The sequence below is a fragment of the Syntrophales bacterium genome, assembly GCA_030018935.1.
Taxonomy (GTDB): domain Bacteria; phylum Desulfobacterota; class Syntrophia; order Syntrophales; family CG2-30-49-12; genus CG2-30-49-12.
In genome coordinates, this window is sequence record JASEGZ010000026.1 from 1 (window position 1) to 22,735 (window position 22,735).

At 48.4% G+C, this 22,735-nt stretch carries 22 protein-coding genes; 3 read left to right on the forward strand and 19 right to left on the reverse strand.

Annotated features, from left to right (window positions below):
* The first annotated feature begins 202 nt into the window (after positions 1-202).
* The 3 genes from QMD03_06200 (at position 203) to QMD03_06210 (ending at position 2,535) form a co-directional block, all read left to right on the forward strand.
* Positions 203-403 carry a hypothetical protein gene (locus tag QMD03_06200; GenBank protein ID MDI6776819.1) on the forward strand — a complete coding sequence of 67 codons (201 nt, stop codon included), beginning with the start codon at positions 203-205 and terminating at the stop codon, positions 401-403.
* A 164-nt stretch (positions 404-567) separates the two neighbouring features.
* Complete coding sequence (locus QMD03_06205) at positions 568-1,143, forward strand: hypothetical protein (protein MDI6776820.1); 576 nt, start codon at positions 568-570, stop codon at positions 1,141-1,143.
* A 480-nt stretch (positions 1,144-1,623) separates the two neighbouring features.
* Positions 1,624-2,535, forward strand: a complete 912-nt coding sequence (locus QMD03_06210; GenBank protein ID MDI6776821.1) for a diacylglycerol kinase family lipid kinase — start codon at positions 1,624-1,626, stop codon at positions 2,533-2,535.
* Positions 2,536-2,545: 10 nt separating this feature from the next.
* Here the strand turns inward: QMD03_06210 and QMD03_06215 are convergent, their stop codons facing one another.
* From QMD03_06215 to QMD03_06305, 19 genes are all read right to left on the reverse strand, one after another.
* Entirely contained in the window at positions 2,546-4,399 is a 1,854-nt protein-coding gene (locus QMD03_06215; GenBank protein ID MDI6776822.1) for a GAF domain-containing sensor histidine kinase, read from the reverse strand.
* A 12-nt stretch (positions 4,400-4,411) separates the two neighbouring features.
* Positions 4,412-4,825 (reverse strand): response regulator, encoded by a 414-nt coding sequence (locus tag QMD03_06220; protein ID MDI6776823.1) that lies wholly within the window; start codon positions 4,823-4,825, stop codon positions 4,412-4,414.
* A 120-nt stretch (positions 4,826-4,945) separates the two neighbouring features.
* On the reverse strand, positions 4,946-5,962 hold the full coding sequence (gene hypE / locus QMD03_06225; GenBank protein ID MDI6776824.1) for a hydrogenase expression/formation protein HypE: 1,017 nt from the start codon (positions 5,960-5,962) through the stop codon (positions 4,946-4,948).
* Complete coding sequence (hypD, locus tag QMD03_06230) at positions 5,937-7,031, reverse strand: hydrogenase formation protein HypD (protein MDI6776825.1); 1,095 nt, start codon at positions 7,029-7,031, stop codon at positions 5,937-5,939. The genes hypE and hypD overlap by 26 nt, the downstream gene beginning before the upstream one ends.
* On the reverse strand, positions 7,018-7,245 hold the full coding sequence (locus QMD03_06235; GenBank protein MDI6776826.1) for a HypC/HybG/HupF family hydrogenase formation chaperone: 228 nt from the start codon (positions 7,243-7,245) through the stop codon (positions 7,018-7,020). Before QMD03_06235 ends, hypD begins: the two co-directional genes overlap by 14 nt.
* Before the next feature lie 157 nt (positions 7,246-7,402).
* The gene (gene hypF, locus QMD03_06240) at positions 7,403-9,709 is read right to left on the reverse strand and encodes a carbamoyltransferase HypF (protein ID MDI6776827.1); all 2,307 of its coding nucleotides are present in this window, start codon (positions 9,707-9,709) and stop codon (positions 7,403-7,405) included.
* A 107-nt stretch (positions 9,710-9,816) separates the two neighbouring features.
* On the reverse strand, positions 9,817-10,401 hold the full coding sequence (locus QMD03_06245; GenBank protein ID MDI6776828.1) for a hydrogenase maturation protease: 585 nt from the start codon (positions 10,399-10,401) through the stop codon (positions 9,817-9,819).
* 68 nt (positions 10,402-10,469) lie between these two features.
* Positions 10,470-11,393, reverse strand: a complete 924-nt coding sequence (locus tag QMD03_06250) for a phosphate/phosphite/phosphonate ABC transporter substrate-binding protein (GenBank protein ID MDI6776829.1) — start codon at positions 11,391-11,393, stop codon at positions 10,470-10,472.
* Complete coding sequence (locus QMD03_06255) at positions 11,380-11,895, reverse strand: NADH-quinone oxidoreductase subunit B family protein (protein MDI6776830.1); 516 nt, start codon at positions 11,893-11,895, stop codon at positions 11,380-11,382. Before QMD03_06255 ends, QMD03_06250 begins: the two co-directional genes overlap by 14 nt.
* Before the next feature lie 10 nt (positions 11,896-11,905).
* A complete protein-coding gene (locus tag QMD03_06260; protein MDI6776831.1) occupies positions 11,906-13,402 on the reverse strand; it encodes a proton-conducting transporter membrane subunit in 1,497 nt (498 codons plus the stop codon).
* Between the two features lie 25 nt (positions 13,403-13,427).
* Positions 13,428-14,093 (reverse strand): hydrogenase 4 membrane subunit, encoded by a 666-nt coding sequence (hyfE, locus tag QMD03_06265; protein ID MDI6776832.1) that lies wholly within the window; start codon positions 14,091-14,093, stop codon positions 13,428-13,430.
* A 64-nt stretch (positions 14,094-14,157) separates the two neighbouring features.
* Positions 14,158-14,610 carry a 4Fe-4S dicluster domain-containing protein gene (locus QMD03_06270; GenBank protein ID MDI6776833.1) on the reverse strand — a complete coding sequence of 151 codons (453 nt, stop codon included), beginning with the start codon at positions 14,608-14,610 and terminating at the stop codon, positions 14,158-14,160.
* Positions 14,611-14,620: 10 nt separating this feature from the next.
* Complete coding sequence (locus tag QMD03_06275; protein ID MDI6776834.1) at positions 14,621-15,526, reverse strand: NADH-quinone oxidoreductase subunit H; 906 nt, start codon at positions 15,524-15,526, stop codon at positions 14,621-14,623.
* A 1-nt stretch (position 15,527) separates the two neighbouring features.
* Positions 15,528-16,349, reverse strand: coding sequence for a hypothetical protein (locus QMD03_06280; GenBank protein ID MDI6776835.1), 822 nt, complete (start codon positions 16,347-16,349; stop codon positions 15,528-15,530).
* A gap of 159 nt (positions 16,350-16,508) precedes the next feature.
* Positions 16,509-17,213, reverse strand: coding sequence for an NADH-quinone oxidoreductase subunit C (locus tag QMD03_06285; protein ID MDI6776836.1), 705 nt, complete (start codon positions 17,211-17,213; stop codon positions 16,509-16,511).
* A gap of 22 nt (positions 17,214-17,235) precedes the next feature.
* A complete protein-coding gene (locus QMD03_06290) occupies positions 17,236-19,260 on the reverse strand; it encodes a proton-conducting transporter membrane subunit (protein MDI6776837.1) in 2,025 nt (674 codons plus the stop codon).
* A gap of 66 nt (positions 19,261-19,326) precedes the next feature.
* Positions 19,327-20,808 (reverse strand): hydrogenase 4 subunit D, encoded by a 1,482-nt coding sequence (locus QMD03_06295; GenBank protein ID MDI6776838.1) that lies wholly within the window; start codon positions 20,806-20,808, stop codon positions 19,327-19,329.
* Positions 20,805-21,653, reverse strand: a complete 849-nt coding sequence (locus QMD03_06300) for an FAD/NAD(P)-binding protein (GenBank protein ID MDI6776839.1) — start codon at positions 21,651-21,653, stop codon at positions 20,805-20,807. Before QMD03_06300 ends, QMD03_06295 begins: the two co-directional genes overlap by 4 nt.
* A 32-nt stretch (positions 21,654-21,685) precedes the next feature.
* The gene (locus QMD03_06305) at positions 21,686-22,735 is read right to left on the reverse strand and encodes a 4Fe-4S dicluster domain-containing protein (GenBank protein ID MDI6776840.1); all 1,050 of its coding nucleotides are present in this window, start codon (positions 22,733-22,735) and stop codon (positions 21,686-21,688) included.

Sequence of the window (22,735 nt, forward strand, 5' to 3'; positions counted from 1 at the left end):
CTCGTATTCACTTATGTTTTGACGATATTTTGTTTCGTGTTTTGGACACTCATGATGGATAACGATGGGAATTTCAAAGACAGGGAGGTTGCTGATTGTATGTCACACTTTTCAGGAAGAAAACAAAGAAGCAGTGTCCATTCGGATATTTTCAAGTCGCAAGGCGACAAGAAAAGAAAGTAAGTTGTATGGAGGGTAATCTATGAAAGAAGAATATGATTTTTCAAAAGGGGAAAGAGGAAAGTTTTACCACCCAGATGCCAAACTGAATTTGCCAATCTACCTTGACGATGAAGTCTTCGCCTTTATCGAGGACATAGCGAACAAAAAAGGCACAGATTTTTCATCAGTGGCTAATCAACTGCTTCGTAGCAATATTCAATTGGCTGAAGCAATTAAATAGAACTTCGGCGAACCAGGCACTGCACCTGACCGCCAACAGCGTGGCGGTTTTTGAAATGCTCTGCCCCGCATTAAAGTAAATGGTTTTTCAAGGTTCAGTGCTCCGCATTGTTGGCGGCAGGTGAGTTTTTCGTTAGCGGGAAAAAATATTTAAAGGAGTGATATATGATATCAAGTTTAACAGTCCCATGGCTTGAATTTGCCCTTCTGCTGTGCATAGCGGTGCTGCTACCAATCATCCCAGCATACGTCTTGTACAAGACCCTCCCAGCACGCACAACTATTTCCGGCCCCTTCAAAGGTCTAAACATCCAGCTTACTGGTTCTTTCGGAGGTTATTTTCTTGTTTTGATTGTTGTTGTCGGTCTTATATCCTCGCGACAGCAGCCCGCCCGCTATGAAGTGTGGTCAGTTACTGGAAAAGTTACGTTGAAGAATAACGATCCGCGGGATAAACTTCTTCATAAAGACTTTAGTGTGCAACCACCAACTATCATCCTTTACCCCGATGGACGATTTGATCTTGATGTGCCAGTCAAGCGCGGGCAAAACGACAATCTCGAATTTCCTGTTATTGTCATTAACCATGATGGCTACCTTCCTCAGACAATTCCGTTAGGCGATCAACAACCTACATTTGGAGGAAAGCCCTACAAGATAGTGTCAGATGACAAAGCCAAAAAGCGGATTATTGACAACCAAATCGAGTTGGATCCACTACCTACGGGGGGCAGCAGATGAAAGCAACTAAATGCATCCTATTTTGTCTGATCTTGTTCGCCATAGTCATTTTTACTCCAGTTGCAAACGCACAAACCGTACGGGGGCGGGTAAATCGCTGGACACCGTACGGATTTTATCCTGCTGCTCAAGTGGCGGTAACTCTTTTCTCGCCTCAAATGGGCCGATCCACTCCTGCCTATACAACCCCTAAAGGGTTCTATTTTCTATACAACGTACCTCCGGGGGACTATATCTTGGAGGTATGGACATCTCAAGTACCATTGACAATGCAAGTGAGGGTCTTCAATCTACCCGTTACAGATATCCCACCTCTCACAATCAGATAAGTGAGTCGTTGGAAGGGATTTAGGATAGATAAAAAGAGGGACAGCGACCATTAAAAAGGAAAGACCTATATGAGCTTAATCGGGTAGCCGGGGGTTTTTCTTCCCCAGCCCCCACACCACCCGGCATCGAGTGAATCCTGAGGTTAGCGCGATGTCTTATGCCAAAGTAATTATAAATCCCTTCGCCAGGGGTGGGCGTACCGGAAAATGGTGGCCCCGGATCAGCAAGCTGCTTAAAGACGCTGGCCTTTCCTTCGACCATAGCTTCACCGAAGGGGTGGGACATGGCATCGAGCTGGCGAAGGAGGCGGCTGATAAATGTTATGAGCTTGTGATCGCTGTAGGCGGCGATGGCACGGTGAACGAAGTAATCAACGGCCTGGTGGACGAGGGGGGCAAGGGTAGAGCGATGCTGGGCATCATCAGCACCGGAACCGGTGGTGACGTAGTACGTACACTGGGCATCCCGTCGCATTATGCCGATGCATGCCGTCTTCTCGCCAACCCGAAGAGACTCACTATTGATCTCGGCGTTGTGGAATATGTGAGCGGTAATCGAGGGATACGGCGGTTCTATATCAATACCGCAGGCCTGGGTCTTGATGCCGCTGTAGTCAAAAGGACAAGGCGGTTCACCATCAAGAGGTGTACCATTATTCCCTTTGTACTGGGATTTCTTACCACCATCATCACCTATCATGGCAGGAATGTGGTCTTAAATATTGATGGCGAAAAGTGGCGGGAACGAGTCTTCCTTATCGTGGTCAACAACGGGTGCTACTTCGGCGGGAGGATGAAGATTGTTCCTGATGCCGATCCCTGTGATGGGCTGCTCGATGTGGTGACAGTGGCAGATATGGGCAAGATGCGGCTATTGTGGAACTTCCCCCGCCTCTATAGAGGAACCCATGTCACCCACCCCATGGTCATGGTGTGTCGGGCGAGGAACATCGAGGTGAAGGCAGAAGAGAGGATGCTCCTTCAGGTAGATGGCGAGCTTGTAGGGGAGGCGCCAGCAAACTTCTCGGTGCTACCTGCCGCGCTAACCGTTGCCGTGGGATAGAAAATCTTGACTACTTTATTTTAACCTTGTTCCCGGGAAGCAGGACGGTAAATGTCGTTCCCTCGTTGGGTTTGCTATCCACGGAAATCCTACCATTATAACGATCAACAATCCGCTTTACGATAGTAAGGCCGAGACCAGTTCCCTCCCTTATCAGCTCCCTGGCATTTTTCGCCCGATAGAATTCCTCGAATACATGGGGAAGATCCTCGGAGGAAATCCCGATCCCCGTATCGGATACCACGATCTTCACCAATTTATCCTCTACTCCGATCCTTACCCAGACCTTACCACCAGGAGGGGTATATTTAACCGCATTTCCGATCAAATTGGTGAAGAGCTTTTCCATATCACCCTCAATTTCCCTGATTACCGGAAAAATTTCCGGCGCCTCAACCTCAACACTTATATTTTTCTCCTTTGACTTTACCTCTAAAAGTCCGAGGACCTTTCTCAAGGCCTCGTCTATGGAGGTTGGAGTCACCTTGTCCTTCACCTCCTCCGTCTCATCGGCTCCTAATGCGAGGAGGTCGTTTATCAGGACAAGGAAGGAATGGGTTCGTACCTCGGCCCGACTGAGAAGTTCCCTCTGTTTCGGTGAAAGTTCTCCCAGATAGCCGTCAAGGACGGTTCTCAATATGCCCTGGATAGCCGTGACCGGAGCCCTCATTTCATGGGCCACAATCATCATAAACCTCGACCTTGCCTCATCAAACTCCAGTAGTTTTTTATAGGCCATGGCATTCGCAATGGCTATACCCACGGTGCTGGCAATGGCAGAGACAAATTCCTTTTCTTCTTCACTGAAATCATGGGGACTGGCCATGTGGATCCTCAACGTCCCGATAATTTTCTCCTTGAAAACGAGGGGAGCGCCGATCATGGAGGCTATCCCCTCTCTCTTTGCCTCCTCATGGTACTGAACCCGGGTATCTTTGGTCACATCCGCAACAGAAACCGGCTTACCTTTAAGGGCTTCGATGAGACTCTTGTCGGCATCCACTGGACCCTTTTCTAGGTATTCCTTGCTTAAACCGTAAGCAGCGCCCAACTCTAATCTACTGTGGGTTTTATCCCAGAGCCTCACCGAACACCCTTTGGCATTCATTACCTCCGTGGCATTTTGGGCAAGTCGTCCCAACACCTCTTTTAGCTCCAGGGTTGAGGAGATATTTCTACTCAGGTCATAGAGGGTCTGCATCCGCTGGTAGGCGTTTTTTAACGCATTTTGCAGGGTGATCAATCTCCTGTCCCTGTCCCTTAACCTTTTCATGATCGAGGTGGAAAGGTAGGTAGACACATAGAGGGCAGTGGCGAAAAAGAAGAGGACACCCGAAACGTACAGGGGATTCCGGTAATTGGAGTGGGTAATGAACCCCCTTAAGGTGATGTGCCCGATGATTTCATGGTATTCGAGGATAGCCACCGCTCCCAACAAAAATACCGCTATGCTGGCCTGGATATAGAAGATCCTCGGTGGCAGCAGAACGAAAGAGATAAGGACATGAAAGAAAAAATAGAGAATTACGGGGCTTTCTATCCCTCCCGTATAGTGAATCAAGAGGGTAAGGGCGACCCAGTCTGTGAGTATCTGAATGGTGGCAAAGCGAGAAAAGACACTGTGTGATGAATCACCCTTTTCAATTCTTCTGAGATAAAAAAGGAAGAGGGCATTGTAGAGAAGGATAGCAAGGCATACCAGGTAGATCTCCTTTTCAGGGAGGAGAGCATGAAGGAGGTGCCTGGTAGCCCAGACGGAAACCAATATACCGGCAAGAGCAATCCACCTTAATCTGATAAGCCAGGATATACGTTCCCTTAGTTCCTCCTCCACCGGGAGGAGGGAAAAATTGTTCTGGCCCATATTAAAAAAATCCTAAGGCCTGCCTTTGAGGAGCTTTCTCACCTTCTCCAGCAGCATGGGAGTTTGTATCGGCTTTTCCATAAAATCATCTACCGGAAGGTATTCAGCATCTGTCTCGGGAGAGAATTTCATCTTCATCTTTTGTCCAACTCCGGTGAGCATCAGTATCGGTATCTTTGCATATTCCGCATACTCCGATCGGGGATCTGGACTGCGAAGTTGATAAGAGACCTGAAACCCCTCCGTGATGGTATCCATCATCACATCAAGGATAATCAGGTCGGGTTTTATCTCTTTAACCTTTGCCAGACCCTCACTGCCGCTGTTTGCCGCAGATACCTGATGAGAATTAGCCTCCAGTGTTATTTTCAGAACCTCTACAATATCGGGATCGTCATCTATAACTAGAATCTTGGCGCCTTCCATTTCAAATCACCTCCTTAAGTTTAAAGTGCCTAAAGTGAATTAAAGTTTGAAGTACTTAAAGTTGGAAGTTAAAAAATTCACTTTAGGCATTTTAGCTCACTTTAAACTTCTCATTTTGGATTAACATATCCTGGGCAGTTGATCTCCTGTCAGCATATCCAGGATCCTTGTACCACCAACCCTTGTCCTGAGATATACCCTGCCGTTTAAATCCCCTACCACCTCTCCTATGATCTCCGTTTCCCTGCCGAGGGGATTTTCCCTCATCTTTTTCACCACTTCACCGGTGCAATCACCTTTCACCACTACCACCATCTTCCCCTCATTGGCAAGGTAAAAAGGGTCAAGACCGAGGAGCTCACAGACCGCCTTTACCCCCTCCGAAACTTTTATCTTTTCCTCTTCCACCATGATCCCCAGGTTTCTTCCCTGGGCGATCTCATTCAAGGTGGTGGCCAGTCCGCCCCTGGTGGGATCCCTGATAAATTTTACACCATCTACATCAAGAATCTCAGACACGAGCCGGTTTAGGGGGGCCAGATCAGTTACCGTCTGAGAATGGAAAGGTAATTCTCCCCTCGCTAAAAGTACCGCAACTTCATGTTCCCCGATACTTCCCGAAAGGATGATTCTGTCTCCCGGCTCAATCCTCTTTAGCGAAAGGTCCCTCTTCACCCTCCCCACACCGGCAGTGTTGATGTAGATCTTATCCGCCCCACCCCTCTCGACCACCTTCGTATCACCGGTAACTACAAGTACGTTGGCTATCCGGGCCGCTTCCGCCATGGAAGAGGTTATCCTTTCGAGAATTTCTCGTTCCAATCCCTCCTCTATGATTAAACCGCAGGAGATATAGAAAGGTTCTGCCCCCATGACGGCAAGGTCATTTACTGTTCCCCACACAGATAGTCTTCCGATGTCTCCCCCCGGGAAAAAGATCGGTTTTACCACATAGGAGTCGGTGGTGAAGGCGAGCTTCTCCCCTCCTATTTCCACAATTGCTCCGTCATCCTTTTCCAAAAGGATTGGATTGTCAAAATCCCGGAGGAACACCTCATCAATGAGCTTGTGGGACAGTCTTCCCCCGCTCCCATGAGCGAGGAGGATCTTTTCATCCATACTTGTAATAGGCGGCACAGGTTCCCTCACTGCTTACCATGCAAGGCCCGACAGGAGAAGAGGGGGTACAATCTTTGCCGAAATGGTGACATTGATTCGGGATCTTAAGCCCCTTCAATATCTCTCCGCAGATACAGCCATTACTCTCCACGGAGACCATCTCCCCCCGATCCAGTCGGGGGGAAAACACCCGATTGGCATCAAGTTCCCCATACTCCTCCCTTAAGTCATAGCCCGATTCCGCTATCGGTCCGAGTCCCCTCCATTCGCTGTCTGTCTCCACAAAGACTTGGTGCAAAAGGGCCATTGCCTCAGCGTTTCCATCTTTCTTTACCACTCTGCTGTACTGGATTTCAACATCTGCCCTCCCCTCCTTGAGCTGGCGAAGGATCATGCAGATTCCCTGAAGAATGTCGAGTGGTTCGAACCCGCATATCACTGAGGAAAGACCGTATTTTTCGGCGAGGAAGAGGTAAGGTTTGACACCAATTATCGCACTCACATGACCCGGCAGGATAAAGCCGTCAACCCTCAAATCACCGTCTCTTGCCAGCGATGCGAGAGCCGGCGGAATCCTCTTATGCCCCGAAAAGAGATAGAAATTTGCAATCCCCCTTTTCCTCGCCTCTATTGCCGTTACGGCGAGAGTGGGGGCTGTGGTCTCAAAACCGACGGCAAGAAATACCACCTTCTTATCCGGATTATTTGCGGCAATTGCCAGGGCTTCGAGGGGGGAATAAACCACTGCTATCTTCTTCCCTGCCGCCCTTTGCCTCTCCAGCGATGAGCTTGAACTAGGAACACGCATCATATCACCAAATGTGGCAATGATCACCCCCTCTCCTGCAGACAGGGCGATGGCCTTATTTAGGTAAGCCGTGGGGGTAACACATACCGGACAGCCCGGACCGGAAAGTAGTCTTACCGCTGGAGGAAGAAGGCTCCTCAGGCCTTCCCGGAAGATGGCCATCGTATGGGTTCCACAGACCTCCATGATACTTACCCGAGAGGCCCCTAAGAGGGATTCCATTTCTTTTATTAGGGCCAGACATAGGTTCCGATCTTTGAACTCATCAACGTACTTCATCGCCCATCATCTCCTTTATGAGGGAGATGGTTTCCCTGGCCTCCCCTTCGTCAAACCTGACAATGGCAAAACCGGCATGCACCAGGACATAGTCACCCACGGCAAGACCATTGGCCAGAAGGCTCAGGTTTACCTCGATCCTTACGTTCCCGAGAGATACTGTACCACTCTGTCCCCGAATCTCCTCAACTCTGGCCGGAATGCCAAGACACATGTTTAAGAAACCTCTACATAACTGGAGAATCAGGTTCCGAAGGCACGAATTAGAGATTTTTTCGGGGAGGGGGGCTCTGCCATCGCAGCGAAGCGAGATGATGCATGGTCGAAAAAAGATCTTGAGTGCCGAGGAACTTGATTCGCAAAGCCCTTACCTACTTTAACCTCTCCAGGGCAACACAGGCCTGCCCAAGGGAAATACCGCCATCATTAGGTGGAACAAGGCGATGGGTGAGTACCAAAAACCCGTTTTCCTTTAATCTCTCCGCTGACAGGCTCAGCAACCTGATATTCTGAAAGACCCCGCCGCTCAAAGCTACTGTGTTTACATCTGTTTTTTCTTTTATCCGGCGGCATACCTCAACGATAACAGTGGAGATGGTACGATGAAAATGTGCCGCGATGAAACCTTTTGCTCTTCCCGCTCTCAGGTCAGCGACTATTCCTCTAATGACGCCCTTTACCCCTATTTTTAAGGGTACGGTATCTGAAAGCTCAAAGGGGTATTCTCCCGCCTCCCCATCAGAGGCTCTCATCTCCAGTTCTATTGCCGCCTGCCCCTCGTAGTTCACCCTCTCCCTGATGCCGAGGAGAGCCGCTATGGTATCAAAGAGCCTCCCCATACTCGATGTGAGGGGAGAATTTATTCCCCTTTCTATAATCTGCTTGAAAACACGGAGTTTGCTGAGATTCCATCCCAAGTTAAGCCATTCCACCACTTCAAATGCATCATCACCAAAACTTTCCAGGAGATAGGAAAAGGCCATCCGGTAAGGTTCTTTAATTGCCTGTTCTCCTCCCGGCATCGCTACATACTCTAAGTGCGCCATTCTTTCAAAAGAACCGAGATCACCCGTAAGAAACTCGCCACCCCATATGCAGTCATCCTCCCCGTAGCCTGAACCGTCAAATATCACTCCCATCGTCTTGGCCCTTATACCATTCTCCCCCAGGCAGGAGGCAAGGTGGGCATGGTGGTGTTGCACCCCTATCTTTTCTCCCTCCTGCTCCAAGGCGTATCTGGTGGAGAGGTAATCCGGATGGAGGTCGTGGCAGATTACCTCCGGCCTTAAGCGGAAGAGCCTTTTAAAATGTTCTACCCCTTCCTCCAGCGAACGGAGGGTTGCCATGTTATCTAAATCTCCTATATGGGGGCCCAAAAAGGCCTGATTTCCTTTCGTCAGGCAGAAGGTATTTTTTAACTGTCCTCCACAGGCCAGCACCTCTCTTCCGGAGAGGGGGAGGGTGATGGGCAGGGGGACATACCCCCTTGACCTCCTTATCATCATGGGGGCGCTGGCAAATATCCGGGTTACGGAATCATCTACCCGCTGGTGAATTTTCCTGTTATGGAGCAAAAAATAGTCGGCAATCTTGGCCAGTCTCAACCGGGCATCGGCATCCTGGTAAGCGATGGGTTCATCCGATATATTACCACTTGTCATTACGAGGGGTCTCTTTACTTTTCTTAGAATAAGATAGTGGAGGGGAGAATAGGGGAGCACCACCCCTAAGTATCTATTGTTCGGTGCCACCTCTTCTGCAATAAGATGTACATCTCCCCTCCTTTTTAAAAGGACTATTGGCCTGGCAGGACTGAGCAGTAAGGTTTCCTCATCTCGTTCCAGATGGCAGAAGAACTTTACGGCCTCGACTCCCTCTGCCATGAGGGCAAACGGTTTGTCCTCCCGATATTTTCTGCCCCTCAGCCTTGCCACCGCAAAAGAGTTTGTGGCATCACAGGCAAGATGATACCCCCCGATCCCCTTTATGGCAATAGTAAAGCCACCGAGGATCAGATCCCTGACCTCCGCGATGATGTCGGGACAATCCACCTTTGCTCCTCTACGGTCAAGAAGGGCAATCTGGGGTCCACATACCGGACAGGCATTCGGCTGGGCATGGAATCTCCTGTTTGCCGGGTCTTCATATTCTCTCTGGCATGGCCGGCACATGGTAAATTCCACCATCGTGGTATTATCCCTGTCATACGGGATATCCCTGGTAATGGTAAACCTGGGACCACAGTTTGTGCAGTTAATAAAAGGATAGCGGTACCTTCTGTCATTAGGATGGAACAGCTCCTCCAGGCACTCTTCACAGATAGAGCAATCAGAGGAGACAGGGACAAACTGGTCTTCTTCCCTGAGGCTTTCTCTTATCTCAAACCTTCCATACCCCTGAAGGGCAAGATTGTCCCGAACCTCGATCTTTTCTATACGGGCGAGAACCGGCGGCCTTTTTGTAAATTCACTCACGAATCCCTTAAGATCCCGGCCATGACCTTCTACTTCTATCACCACCCCACCAGAAGAGTTACATACCCATCCCTTGAGCCCATATCTGCGAGCCAGATTATAAACAAAGGGACGAAATCCCACCCCCTGTACTACCCCCCTGACCTTAATGGAGGACCGACTGACGTTGCTATACGTTCCGGCGTTATTCATTTTTTTTACCAAAGGCTATAGCCCCTCAGGCGGCTGTAATGATGAAAAATCAACACCTTCTGCCCTGAAGCCCCCTCTTCCCGCCTGGGGGAGAGAGAATGGTTATTCTTTACAGAAGTTTAACTCTCCCCGTGGCGGAGAGGGGGCGGGGCAGGGTTAGGAAATGAAGACATAACTGTGTGTGGTGGAGCTAAAAGCCCAACGAGGTGATCAATGCTTTCTCCCACCCGGTAGGAAAGCCCCTGGCCAAATCCAAGAGTCTCCGGTTGAATCGCCAGAACCAAGGTTTCACTTCCATTTTTTTCCCAGAGCTCGAGGAGACTTTTTAAGGAGAAACGATGGGTGGAGAAGCAGAAAGATTCCGGGAGTGATTCAGGTTTGAGGATAGCAACACTACCCGGTTCGGCCCGAAGATCAACGGCATCAACCACAATGATCACCTCCGGTTTAAGGTCTAAGATTCGGATAAACCAGTCCTCCGGACATTCGCCGGCATCTACAAAGAGCCGTTGTGCCCGGGAACTTGACTCAAGTTCCCAGGTTTCCCATTTTTCCTTGAGGCTGGTTATGAGTTCTGGTCCGGCTCCATCATCCCCCCAGAACCGATTGCCTATCCCGATGATTGCCACCCGGCCCTGGAAACGAGGATGAAGGAATGCTGTCAGAGATTCCAAATTCGGTAGAGAACCTACCTTGCTTTTCATTAATCGCCTATTTCTCCAGAGGTTCCCCTGGATTTTAGCTCAGTTGTGCCAGGTTTTCAAGAAAGCCTTCACTGGCTTTGAGTTATTTTCTGAGGAGGAACTGACCCGCCGGGAAGAAGCCCATAAGAGATCAATAAATTCCGGAAATCAGTGTAGTCTTCTGGGGAGGCTGGGGCAAAGCCAGAAATCCTAAGACGTTCGAGAATAAAGCGATGGGAAGGATTCTTAAAATTCAACTTGAGCAAAGCGGTTTTAACTTTCTCTACCAGATCAGGATCGGTACCCGGGTATTTAACAATACAAGTAGTTGGGCAATATGACGTGGTAGCAATTACCTTGACTCTGAGCATCTGCCCTCTAGTCTTGATTGCGGCCTGAAGTACATCTTCCCGAATAAAGCCTACTTCAGCCCGACCCGAGGCCACCTTTTCTAAGATTTCCTCCTGGGTGTCTCCAAATTTGTATATGAGATCTCGCTCGGGATCAAGCCCCTGTTCTTTGAGAAAGATCCATTGGGATAGAAATCCACCTACGCTAAAACGGGAAGTTGAGAGAACTTGTTTGCCTTTCAAATCGGTAAGCGATTTTACCCGGCTATCGTCTCGGCATACAATCAATCCCCGGCGTTCGGTCCGACCATCAAGGGAAATCGTTTTCACAATGGGAACTGCTCCTTTTTTCTCCGCCAGGACAAGATAGAAATAGGCGTTTTGCAGGGAAAATGCTATTTTTTCAGCTTCAACCATTTTAAGGAACGAGTCAATATCCGAAGGACTTACCCTCATCTCTATCTTCCAGCCGGTTTCTTTAGTTAAGTAGTCCTTCAGAAAAATCAACCTGGCTTCTATCATAGGAACGGAAAAGGGCGCCGGTGAAAAGAGGATTTCCGCCTTTCCTCGGGACTTAGGGGAGGGCTCACAACCTAACCCTGCCAAAGTACAATAGATAATTAGTGTACAAACAAGAAATCGAATGACCTTATTTTTTTTCATCACTTACCCCTTGGGATTGTTCGATTCTTTGGAGAATTTCTTCGGGATGAGCCTGGGTCATCGTGATGGGAGCTACTTTTTTAGGGGCAAGGCCCAGAGCCACTGCTACCCCATAGAGAATCGCCTCTGGTCGGGGTGGGCAGCCGGGGATAAAAAAGTTAACCGGTAGGACTTTATCCAGACCACCCAGGGTAGCATAGCTATCAAACCACATACCCCCCCCGCTCGGGCAACTTCCAATGGCAAATACCAACTTGGGGCTGGGTACCGCTTCATAAAGCCTGCGGAGGGCAGGGGCCACCTGTCGGGTCACCGGCCCCGAGACTAAAAGCACGTCAGCATGGCGGGGAGAACCAACCAGCTTTATCCCAAAACGTTCGGCATCGTAATAAGGGGTCAAGACATTGATTACCTCAATGTCGCACCCGTTACAGGCACCAGTGTTTACATGATAAACCCATAATGATTTTGTAAAGGCCTTCTCACAAAGTTTCTTAAGCATTGTACCTCCATTATGGCATCGGCATCATTGAGAAAACCGCCTTGGTAGCCTCATTTAAGATTGGATATACAATCTGGGGATAAACACCAATCAAAAGGCAGAGGAAGGCCAGAAGCAACATTCCTCCCCACATTAAAGCTGATACCTCTTTGATTTCTTTATTGATGGGGTTAGTGGCTTCTATAGCCTTTCCCATAAATACACAATAAGCAGCATGTAGTAAGCAGAACAAAGTTAATATGCTGGTTAAGATAGCTAACAAGGTAGCCCAGAGCATCCCGGCCTTGGCACAGGCTAAGAATATAGTAAATTTGCTCATAAATCCATTAAAGAGTGGCAAACCACCTATGGCAAAAGCACCCACAAAAAAACAAAGGGCTGTAATAGGCATCTTTCTCCCTATCCCTCCTAAATTGTGTATTAGGCGAGTACCTGTCACAGATGCTACTGCACCCACACACAAGAAGAGCAGGGCTTTAAAAATGGTGTGATTTAACAGATGAAAAAGTCCTCCATAAACCCCCAGATAAGTTCCTACCCCTAAGCCCACAATAATATAGCCCATTTGACTAACACTATGATAAGCTAACAGTCGCTTTAAATCATCCTGCATTAAAGCCATAAATATTCCCACTAACATAGTAACAACACCCAGTATAACGATAAATAAATTTATATCATGGTATACGGGGAAGAAAGCTGTCACAGTACGGGCAAGTGCATAAGCGCCCACCTTAATCATCACCCCCGAAAGAAGGGCACTTATTGGGGTGGGGGCTTCGGCATGGGCATCGGGCAGCCAGGTATGAAAGGGAACGATCCCGGCCTTGGTTCCAAAGCCTACTAATAAAAGGATAACCGAAAGGAGGGCAATGCTCTTGGGAATTTTGCCTGCTACTTTGGCAATTTCTGTGATCTTTAACGGGTCGAGCCCACTCGGGATATGGGGAGAGGAGCCCACATAAAGGAAAACGCAGCCAAAGAGGGCAAAGGTGATTCCCACGGTAAGGAGCATGGCATATTTATATCCAGCTTCTAAGGCATCCCGGTTCCAGTAGAAGGCAACCAGGATTATCGAGGCGAGCGTGGTAGCCTCAATGATTACCCACAAAAGAATAATATTATTGGTAGTGGTAGCCCAGAGCATTGAGGCTAAGAAAATCATAAGCCAGCCATAGTAGGAGCGGAGCCGCTCGGCACGGATTATGCCTTTTTCCATCTCTTTCCGCATATAGGGGATGGAGTAAATGACTGCAATTAGGCCGATGAAGGTAACTAACCAGGCAACCAACCCTCCTAAGGCATCCATCCTTAACTCTTCTTGGAAAATGGACAGGACCTCACCCTTAGTGGTAAGAAGAAAAATATGGGATGATATCACAAACGTAATAGCTGATCCCAAGATAGCAATGCCCTCACTGAAGAAACGTGATTTCTTTCCAAAAAGAAAGATCAAAATCCCGGTGAGGACCGGCACCAGAAAAAGATACAGTATCTCAAGATTCATAGTCATAACTCCTCACCCTTTTCACTTACCACCGTAAGCCCTTAAGTTGGAAGGTATCAGTGGAACCGAATTTTTCGTACACTCCGAAAATTACATAGAGAAGAAGGTATACGGCAATTACTACGTCCGTAACAATACCGATAATGGCAGTCTCTCTTAAAAGCGGTGCCAGGCTCACTAACGAGAGGTGAACCCCATTTTCCAAAATGAGTAAGCCATGAACGGTTTTGATGGCATCCCTCCGGACCAGGATGCAGTAAAGTCCCATAATAAAAATGGTCAAACTCACTGCTAAGTTCGTCCGGAAAGGCTCCTGGGTAGCCGAGGGAGTAGGGGCAATGAACTCCACGTATTGATGAGTGACCCGGTAGATGATTACTACAATGATACTAATTAATATAATTGACCCTAAGTAACCAATAAGGGGTGGGAATTCTTCATTGGTGGTTCGCCGGATATACCGCAAAAGAAGGTAAGGGATAATCACCACTTTGGTTATAAAGGCGGTTAATGCCCAGTAATAAAGTCCCGGGTTCTGTTGAGCAAAGATCACGAAGAGGGAGCACATCAAGAGGGCCTGCAAGGTATATGCATAGGCAGAATACCGGAGATTTCTCAGCTCAATCACGAGGTAAGAGGTGATGATGAGGGAGAGACTTATGGTGGAAATAAATTTGGCTAACTCTTCCATGGTAATTTGTCCTTCTATTTTTTGGCTACCGACGGTTACGGTCTATTCGGTTTATGCTCTTCGCTTATTTTCCTTCGGTCTTTTGCCTGAATCCGGTTACCATCATCTTATCTAAGGCACTTTGGGGCTTAAAGCAGCGGCCGCAGCGGCCGCAGGTGCCCATATAGAGCTCGTTCCGAATATAGAGATCATTATTATCATTGGTAGCCAATTGATATTCCCTGGTCATGGTAATGGCATCCTCCGGGCAGACTTCAGCACACCGGCCGCAATAGGTGCAGCGCTTAAGAAAATACTCAATGATTCGAGTAGTTTCAGAATCACTGAGCTCAATCAGGCGGGCCGGGCAAACATTGGCACAGCCCCCACAGCCGATACACTTCTCCATATCAACCTCTATCTTTCCCCGAAACCCGTCTCCAGGTGGATGTAACTCTGGACCTAAAGGAAAGGGCATCGTCACCCTGCCCGCCTTAAAGCAGATTATCGCTTCTTTGAGTTTGCTCTTAAACATCATTCTCCCCTTATTAAACCCCGATCAGGGCAAAGGCCAGGGCAAAAATCAGGATTACCCAAATTCCGACAAAGTACCGAATTGCCTGATCCACCCGAATTCGGGGATTAACTGCATCAATAAGACCAACGAGACCAATGACGATAAAGACCTTGACTAAATTAATTACGATGTCAATGGGAACGATCCCGACTTTCGGCCAGGGGATAAATATCTCCAGGAAAAGGGAGGCCAAAATAACCTGCTTGGCAAAGTAGCTCCATTTATATAAAGCCAGCTTGGGACCCGAGGCTTCCATAAATGGACCTCCCATAATCTCTTGATCTGCATCCGGAATGTCAAAGGGGAGCTTCCCAAGTTGAACCTGGAGAGTTAGAAAAAACGGTACGGCGGCAACGATCATGGAAAGATTGGGGCCAGCTTCGTGGTACCAGACGGAGATTCTCCCTAAATCAAATGATTGGGTGTGGATAACCCCGACAATAAGACTACCAATGATAATGATCTCCACCACCATTGCCAACATCATTTCCCGTCCCATTCCTATTGCCCCATAAGGACTACCGGTGGCAGCACCTCCTAACATTATCCCCACTGACGCCAACGTGAGGAAATATACGAACACAATCAAATCCCCGGCAAAGCCTAAGGGAGGAGTGGTACCCATCGGGGTAAAGAGGGCGGCGATCAGGATGCTTCCGAAGGTAACGATCGGAGCCAGGGAAAAAATGGGATTTTCAGTTACCTTGAGATCTTCCTTTCCCAGTAACTTCAGAAGATCCAGATAGGGTTGCCTGAATGGGGGGCCCTTCCGGGAGTGGACCAGAGCTTTAAGTTTTCGAATCACCCCTTCAAAAAAGGGAGCAACCAGAATCACCAAAAGCAGATTAACAATTGCTAATGAAATCGTTTTAACCATTTTATCTACCGCTTTTTTTTCGGCTGAGGGTGATTAATTCTTCATTAGTATAAACCCGAATCTTACCGCTTTTTCGGTCCACCACCTCCAGTCGCTCGGTACAGGAGAAGCAGGGGTCGTAACTGGCGATAGCGATCGGGACATCGGCAAGTTCCATACCCTGGATCATTACCGGAACCGATTCCAAGTTCATATAGGTAGGGGCTCGAACTTTCCAACGATAGGGACGATTGTTCTCCCCCGTGAGAACATAGTGGATCGCCTCACCCCGAGGGGCTTCCACCACCCGGACACCTTCCCGGCCCGGGGGGATTTCTTCGGGAATCTCAGCCATAATCGGGCCCTCCGGAAGTTCCTTAATCCCCTGCCGGACCAGGCGGATTGATTCTATCGTCTCTTCTAAGCGAACCAGGGTGCGGGCCAGGTTATCGCACCCTTCTTGAACCTTCTTTTCCGGAATCAGATAATCATAGGCACAATAGGGATGATCAACCCGGGAATCAATCGCAACCCCTGACCCCCGGGCCGTCGGGCCGGTAACACAGTAATTTACTGCATCCGAATGCTTTAGCACTCCCACCCCTTTAAGGCGCATCATGAGAGGGGTATCTCCACCGATGGCGTCAATCACCGCAAGCCATTCCTTTTCAATACGATCAACTACTTCAAGGATTTTTGGTTTCTGTTCGGAAGTAATATCCCGGCGCACCCCCCCGATCAGATTCATGCCGTAAGTCTTCCGGTTTCCGGTAATCTGTTCACAAAGCCACATCACTGGTTCACGGATCCGCCAGGTTTGCATGAGAACGGTATCAAATCCCAGGACATGGCCCCCAATCCCCAGCCAGAGGGGATGAGAATGGATTCGCTCCAGCTCCAGTAAGATACTCCGAATGTATCGGGCCCGGAGAGGAACTTCAATTTGAGCGGCTTCTTCGACTGCTTCACAGTAACACGTACTGTGTATATATCCTCATATCCCTCATATCCGCTCGGCTATGAACGGGATTTGATTATACGTGAGGACTGAATCGGCAATTTTTTCAATTCCCCGATGGTTGTAAAAGCCCCGATAATCACAGCCCACTACCGTCTCCCCTTCAACGAAGACTCGAAAGACCGCCGGCTCCTCCAAAACCGGGAAGAAAGGCCCGATGGGAACTACCGTGGCATTCTCCGGGGGTTCCACCGGTTTGGGAGCAAATCCCTCGACCGGTTCGGGCCGGAAGTTATAGACAAAATCTTTTCTTAGAGGATGAAGGTTCTCCGGCCAGTCATCGGGGAGAGCCAGGCGGCGGGGATCAATGTGCCCCTTAACCTTAATTCCTACCAGATCCTGAATCTCCCGTTCTGCCCAGTTAGCTCCAGGAATAATCGGAGTGACCGAGTCAATCTCAGGCTGCTCTCGATCTAAAGAAGCCTGGAGTAAGACGAAAATTTTGTCTTGATCGAGAGAAAAGATATGGGTGGTTTGAAAGTCCTGATGGGTAGGGCGGCGGTCAATTCCCACAATGGTATTAAAACGGGCTCCTAAGCCCCGGAAAAGATATTCCGCTATGGATCGAACCGCCTCAGGACGGATTTCTACGTAAATCTTCTCGGGAACCGGTTCCCTATAGGAGAAGATTTCCGTCGGGAATTTCACTTTTAGGTTCTCAACCAATTCACTGCCAGTTTTAAAAGCCATTTTCCCCTCCTTACTAATTACCTTACATTATTAACCAAAGCATAATCGCCACCAATACGATAATCCCGATCACCTGGTAAAGCAGATAGGCTTGAGGAATACCCACATGGGTTCTTCGAAACTTCTGGGAAAAGCTCATCACAAAATCAACTAGGGGGTAGTAGAAAATCTGATCAAAATCCAATACCTTAAAGATCCGCCGCGGCCGTTTCACCTGGATAGTTGGAAACTCAGGGTAAACTAAGCGTTCAAATTGAGATACCAAGGGGAGGTAAAAGCTTTTTGCCCGGTACCTTATTTCATCAGTTTCATAAACTTCCCCACAGTTCCAGAGGGGAACGGTTCGCATCCCAGGTCTCCCTGCCCTTGAAAGGAGAAAGGCCAACAAAATACAACCTCCGAAGACCAATAGGCCGGTAATGGGAAGCCAGGTTCCGCTTTGCACGCCACCGATGATCGGAGTTAGGCCGAAGATCGAGGTCCCAAAGAGATCCGCAAGCTGTGGGAGGGTGATTCCATATTCTGAACCAGTAAGGCCAATGCGAATGAAATTTAAAGGGATCCAGGGGAAAAGACCGAGGAGGAGACATAAAACCGCAAGGATGTTCTGGGAAAGCCGCATGGAAAATGGGACGTCAAAACCGGGCCGGAGGCTCATCTCTAATTTTTTACTGATAGTCCCGCTAAAGGAGGTGCTGAAAAATTTGATAAAAGCGGCTAAGGTAACCGTACTAATAAAGATTGCTACAAGTCCGAAAAAGATAAATACGGGAATTCTGATCCCCCCAATAATGGTGGTTTGATAGATGAGCCACTTACTTACAAATCCATTAAATGGAGGTATCCCGGCAATCGAAAAGGAAGCAATTAAGGTAACCCAGGCGGTGACTGGCATAAGGGAATAAAGTCCGCCTAACTTATTTAAATCCCGGGTTCCGGTTTTAAAAAGTATTGACCCGGCATTCAGAAAAAGGAGACCTTTAAAACAGGCATGGTTTAATAAATGGTAGATTCCCGCCATGGTAGCGACCACAGAAAGAACAGGGTTGATCTTGAGGAAAGCAAGGCCGGTGCCAATTCCTAAAAGAATATATCCAATCTGACCTATGGAGGAGTAGGCTAAAAGTCTCTTGGAATCGTGCTGAAGGAGGGCAGAAATAGTTCCCATAAATAAGGAAAATGCCCCAAAGAAAGCGATTACCATCCCCCAGATTACAGAATGGGTTGAAAAGGGCAGTAAAAAGAAGAAAAGTCGAATGAATCCATAAACCCCCATCTTGATCATCACCCCGGAGAGTATGGCCGATACTCCGGAGGGAGCAGCGGGGTGAGCATCGGGAAGCCAGGTTCCAAGAGGGTACATGCCGGCCTTGGTTCCAAAACCCAAAAGGAAGAGGAACAGGATAACGGAGAGCTGGATAGGATTTGATTCAATCATTCCTCCCATTGCTTCCCGTAAACGGGAAAAGGCAAAAGAGCCAACTTCCGTCTGGAGGAGGATAGCCCCGATGAACATGGCGGCAGTTCCAATATGAGTCATAATAAAGTATTTCAGTCCCGCTCGAAGAACAACCGGATCCTCCTTCTCATAGATTACGAGAAAATAGGAGGTGAGGGTCATAAACTCCCAGAAGACAAAGAAGAAAAACATATCAGACACTGAAACAACCCCGATCATCCCGACAATAAAGAGTAGCAAGCAGTGGTAAAACCGGGCCGGGCTCTCGGTAGGGTAGATCTCCATATAGCGATAAGAATAAAGGGTGCCCAAAAATGAGACCAGACCAATGAGGACTAAAAAGAATGCGCTCAGGTAATCTACACTTATTGAGAGCTTGGCCCCGAGAGAAGGGATCGCAAGGAGCGGCTCGGGAAGGGTCTGAGGTCCCAGGGTAAAAACCCGGTAGGCCACATAGAAAATAATTATGGTAATGATACCCACTGAAAGGACCCCGATAGTTCCGCAGAACCGACGAGAGCGAGCGCCAACGGCAATTAGGATCATACTGATAAGGATAGTGGCCAGTAATAGGTTTACTATATACACCTTATTCACCCCTTAAATAATCGTAGTAAAAATCACAATTCATCCCTTGTTGCTTCTGAAGAGTTTCTATTTGACTCCCTCCAAGAGCGGTATTCCAAATAGAGGAGCTAACAGGGTCAAGATTACTAACCCGCCTAAAACGATAGTGAAGATCCTTGGGAAGTGAAGGGGAATGGCCCCTTCGGCCTCTTTTCCAAAGAAGACCCGTTGAGTTACAATGATAAACCAGATAAAAGCCCCTACGGACTCTCCCAAGATTAAAACCCCCAAGATTATCCCCAAGGTTGATTTGAGCGCAAACGCTCCGACAATGATAAAGAACTTACTCCAGAAACAGGGGAATGGTGGAATCCCGGTTACCGACAGGAATCCGATGATAAAGGTAAAGGCTAAAAACGGGGAGCCCCGGGCGACTCCGGATAAGCGGGAGATAAGCTTTGTTCCCGTAGCGTAGGAGATCGCTCCTATCGTTAGAAAGAGGATGGTTTTGGCAAAGGCATGACAGATAAGGTGCAGTAATCCACCCCTTAGCCCCACCACCGATCCCATTACCCCGAGGCCAAGGCCCAGGAAGATATACCCGACATTGGTGATAGTGGAATAAGCTAAGAGCCTTTTCAAATCATCCTGGAAGAAGTAAAAGAAAAGTCCAATATACATGGTCAAGATGGCGATGACGGCGGTGAGAAGACCGATTCCATAGCTTACCTCAAAGCCGGAGGTAAACACCCGGGCAATCAAAAAGGCCCCGGCTGTCACCATTGCCGCGGCATGGAGATAGGCAGAGATTGGGGTAGGGGCCACCATCGCATCCGGGATCCAGGTATAGAATGGCCCCTGGGCAGATTTGGCCCAGCCAGCCAGGAGCAAGAAGATCAAAACCGTAGCCTTGATGTTTCCGGGAAGCTTACCGATACTGGCAAACTCAAAGCTGCCGGTATAAACGAAAACCAGAGCCAGGCCAATGATAAAAAACAGACCCGGCGCATGGGTCATTAGAAGCGCCTTGAACCCAGCCCGATAGCTTGCTTCATCTTCGTGGAAAGAGATGAGGGCGGCAGAGCAGATGGTGGTTAGCTCCCAAAAGATCAAAAATTGAAGAAGATTTGGGGAGATGGCTAGCCCGATCATGGAGAACATGAAAAGTAAAAGCCATGCAAAATAGCGCATCCATCCGGTAGTAATCGGGTGCTCCTGGTTTTCACTGCTTAAATACTCACTGGAAAATATCACTACCAGAAAACCGATGATCACGGTGACTGCCAACATCAACAGGGAGAGGGGGTCAAGGATGGCACCAAACAGCCTGGTCTCGGTCTCGAGCCAGGGCATTTGCCCAAAGGTAAAGAGGGCTGGGGGTCGTCCCAGGCTTTTTACAATGACGACGAGGGCAGCAATTAAGGTCGCAATAGCCCAGATAGAGGCCAGATAACCCGCCCTTTTCTCACGGAAGTAAGTGGGGACCCCGGTGAGGAATAGGAAGGCGCCAATGAGCGGAAATAGTAACAATAAGAAAAGCCAGGTCACCATGATTGTTGTTCCCTTCACACTACTTTTTCTGGTAGTTTCATCATTTCTTTATAGGAAAACACTGGCCCATCGAGGCATACGTATTTGTGTCCGATAGCGCAGTGTCCGCACTTTCCCACCCCGCATTTCATATACCTTTCCAGGGTAGAGATAATATTCTCCGGGGCAAAACCGATACTTAAAAGCTCCAAGATAACAAAGCGGATCATGATGGGCGGGCCACAGACAAAGCTCACCGTGTTCTTGCTAACGATATTAGCTTTTGGGAAAATAGTCGTTACTACCCCGACATTTCCGGTCCAATCAGGATCACCTACGTCCACGGTCATCATAAACCGGGCCTCAGACATTTTTCCCCATTCCTTCAACCGGTCTTTGTAGACAAGGTCAGCAGAGGTTCGAGCACCATAAAGAATCTGAAAGTCCCCAAATTCCTTGCGAGCATCCAGCATCGGCTCGATCAGGGAACACAAAGGTGGAAGACCGATCCCTCCCCCCACAAAGAGAACATTTTTCCCCTTTACTTCATCAAAAGGGAAGCCATTTCCAAAGGGACCACGCACGCCAACAACATCCCCAGGTTTTAGCTGATGCAGGGCATGAGTAACTGAGCCAACTGCTCGAGCGGTAAAGCGAAAGGTTTCAGGATGATTTGGATTGGAAGCGAGGCCAAAAGGTGCTTCTCCGATTCCCAGGACTGAAACCTCAATAAACTGGCCGGGGCGAAACTGAAAAGATTTTTTCATCTGGGTATCCACAAACTCGAGTTCAAAACTCCTGGTATCGTAAGTCTCGCTCTGAATATCTTTAATCCGCGCTAAATTAGGTAAGTAGATATTTTCCATTTCCCGATTCTTATTCACTCAAATTTCCCATGATACTTTGTTGTATGACCCTACCTTCGGATTCGTTCGACAACCGCAGGCATTCCCACCTCTCCGGGACAGGCAGTGACGCATCGGCCGCACCCCACGCAGCCGATTCTTCCATCCTTTTTCATGTACTGGTAACTCAGTTTATGGAAAAACCTCCGCTTAAATCTTTCCCCTTTCTCCCCTCGTGGATTATGGCCGGAAACCTCCCGGGTAAAACCAGAATAATCACACGAGTCCCAGTACCGATAATGGCATCCCTTTTCCTCTTCCGAGAGATAACCAACCCCAAAGCAACTGCAACATGGGCAGACAAAGGTACAACCACCATCATCAAAGCAGCGCTCTCCCAGCTCGGTCCAGACTTCCGGGGGAACTGAATTTTCAGTTATCCGGCGGATGGCGAAGCTCATGTAAGAGGTAGGTTCCGGTAAGAACCTTCGCCGGGATTCTTCCTCCAGCTGATCCCGAATTTTCTTGATTGATGGGTCCGGCTTGCGAAAAAGCTCGGGCTTAAGCTCTATGAGTTTTTTCCCTTTTGGACTTTTACCCTCCACCAAATAACTTTCTCCAAGGTCAACAAGCTGAAGATCAAATTCATCTCTCTCCGGGTCAAGGAATGGTCCACCTTCGCAACAGATACAAAAACAATTCTTACCTGGCTGGTTACAGGCAAGCGTCACTAAAATGAGGTTATTCCGGCGACGGGAGTAATAAAAATCACTAAGGTTTTCCTGATAGAATTTATCCATCCAATGGATTCCAGTGGTATCACAAGGTCTGATCCCTAAGAGCACCGCCCCCCCAAGCTTTTCCTCTGGAACCGTCAACTGGAATTCCTCTCCGGATTGAGAGTAAGAAAACATAACCTCAGACTGAGGAAAAACAATATCCTTGGGAGGTAGATAGGAAAGGATGGCAGTTCCGGTTAAGAGATCTAATTCCGGGAGGAAAGAAATCGGGGAAAAGAAAATTTCCTGATGAACCCGGGAAGGAGCAAAGACATGATAGTGCTCACGCATCGCCTCAACCCAGCGATTCAGGTCGGTTTTAAGGAGAATATAGCTTTCCAC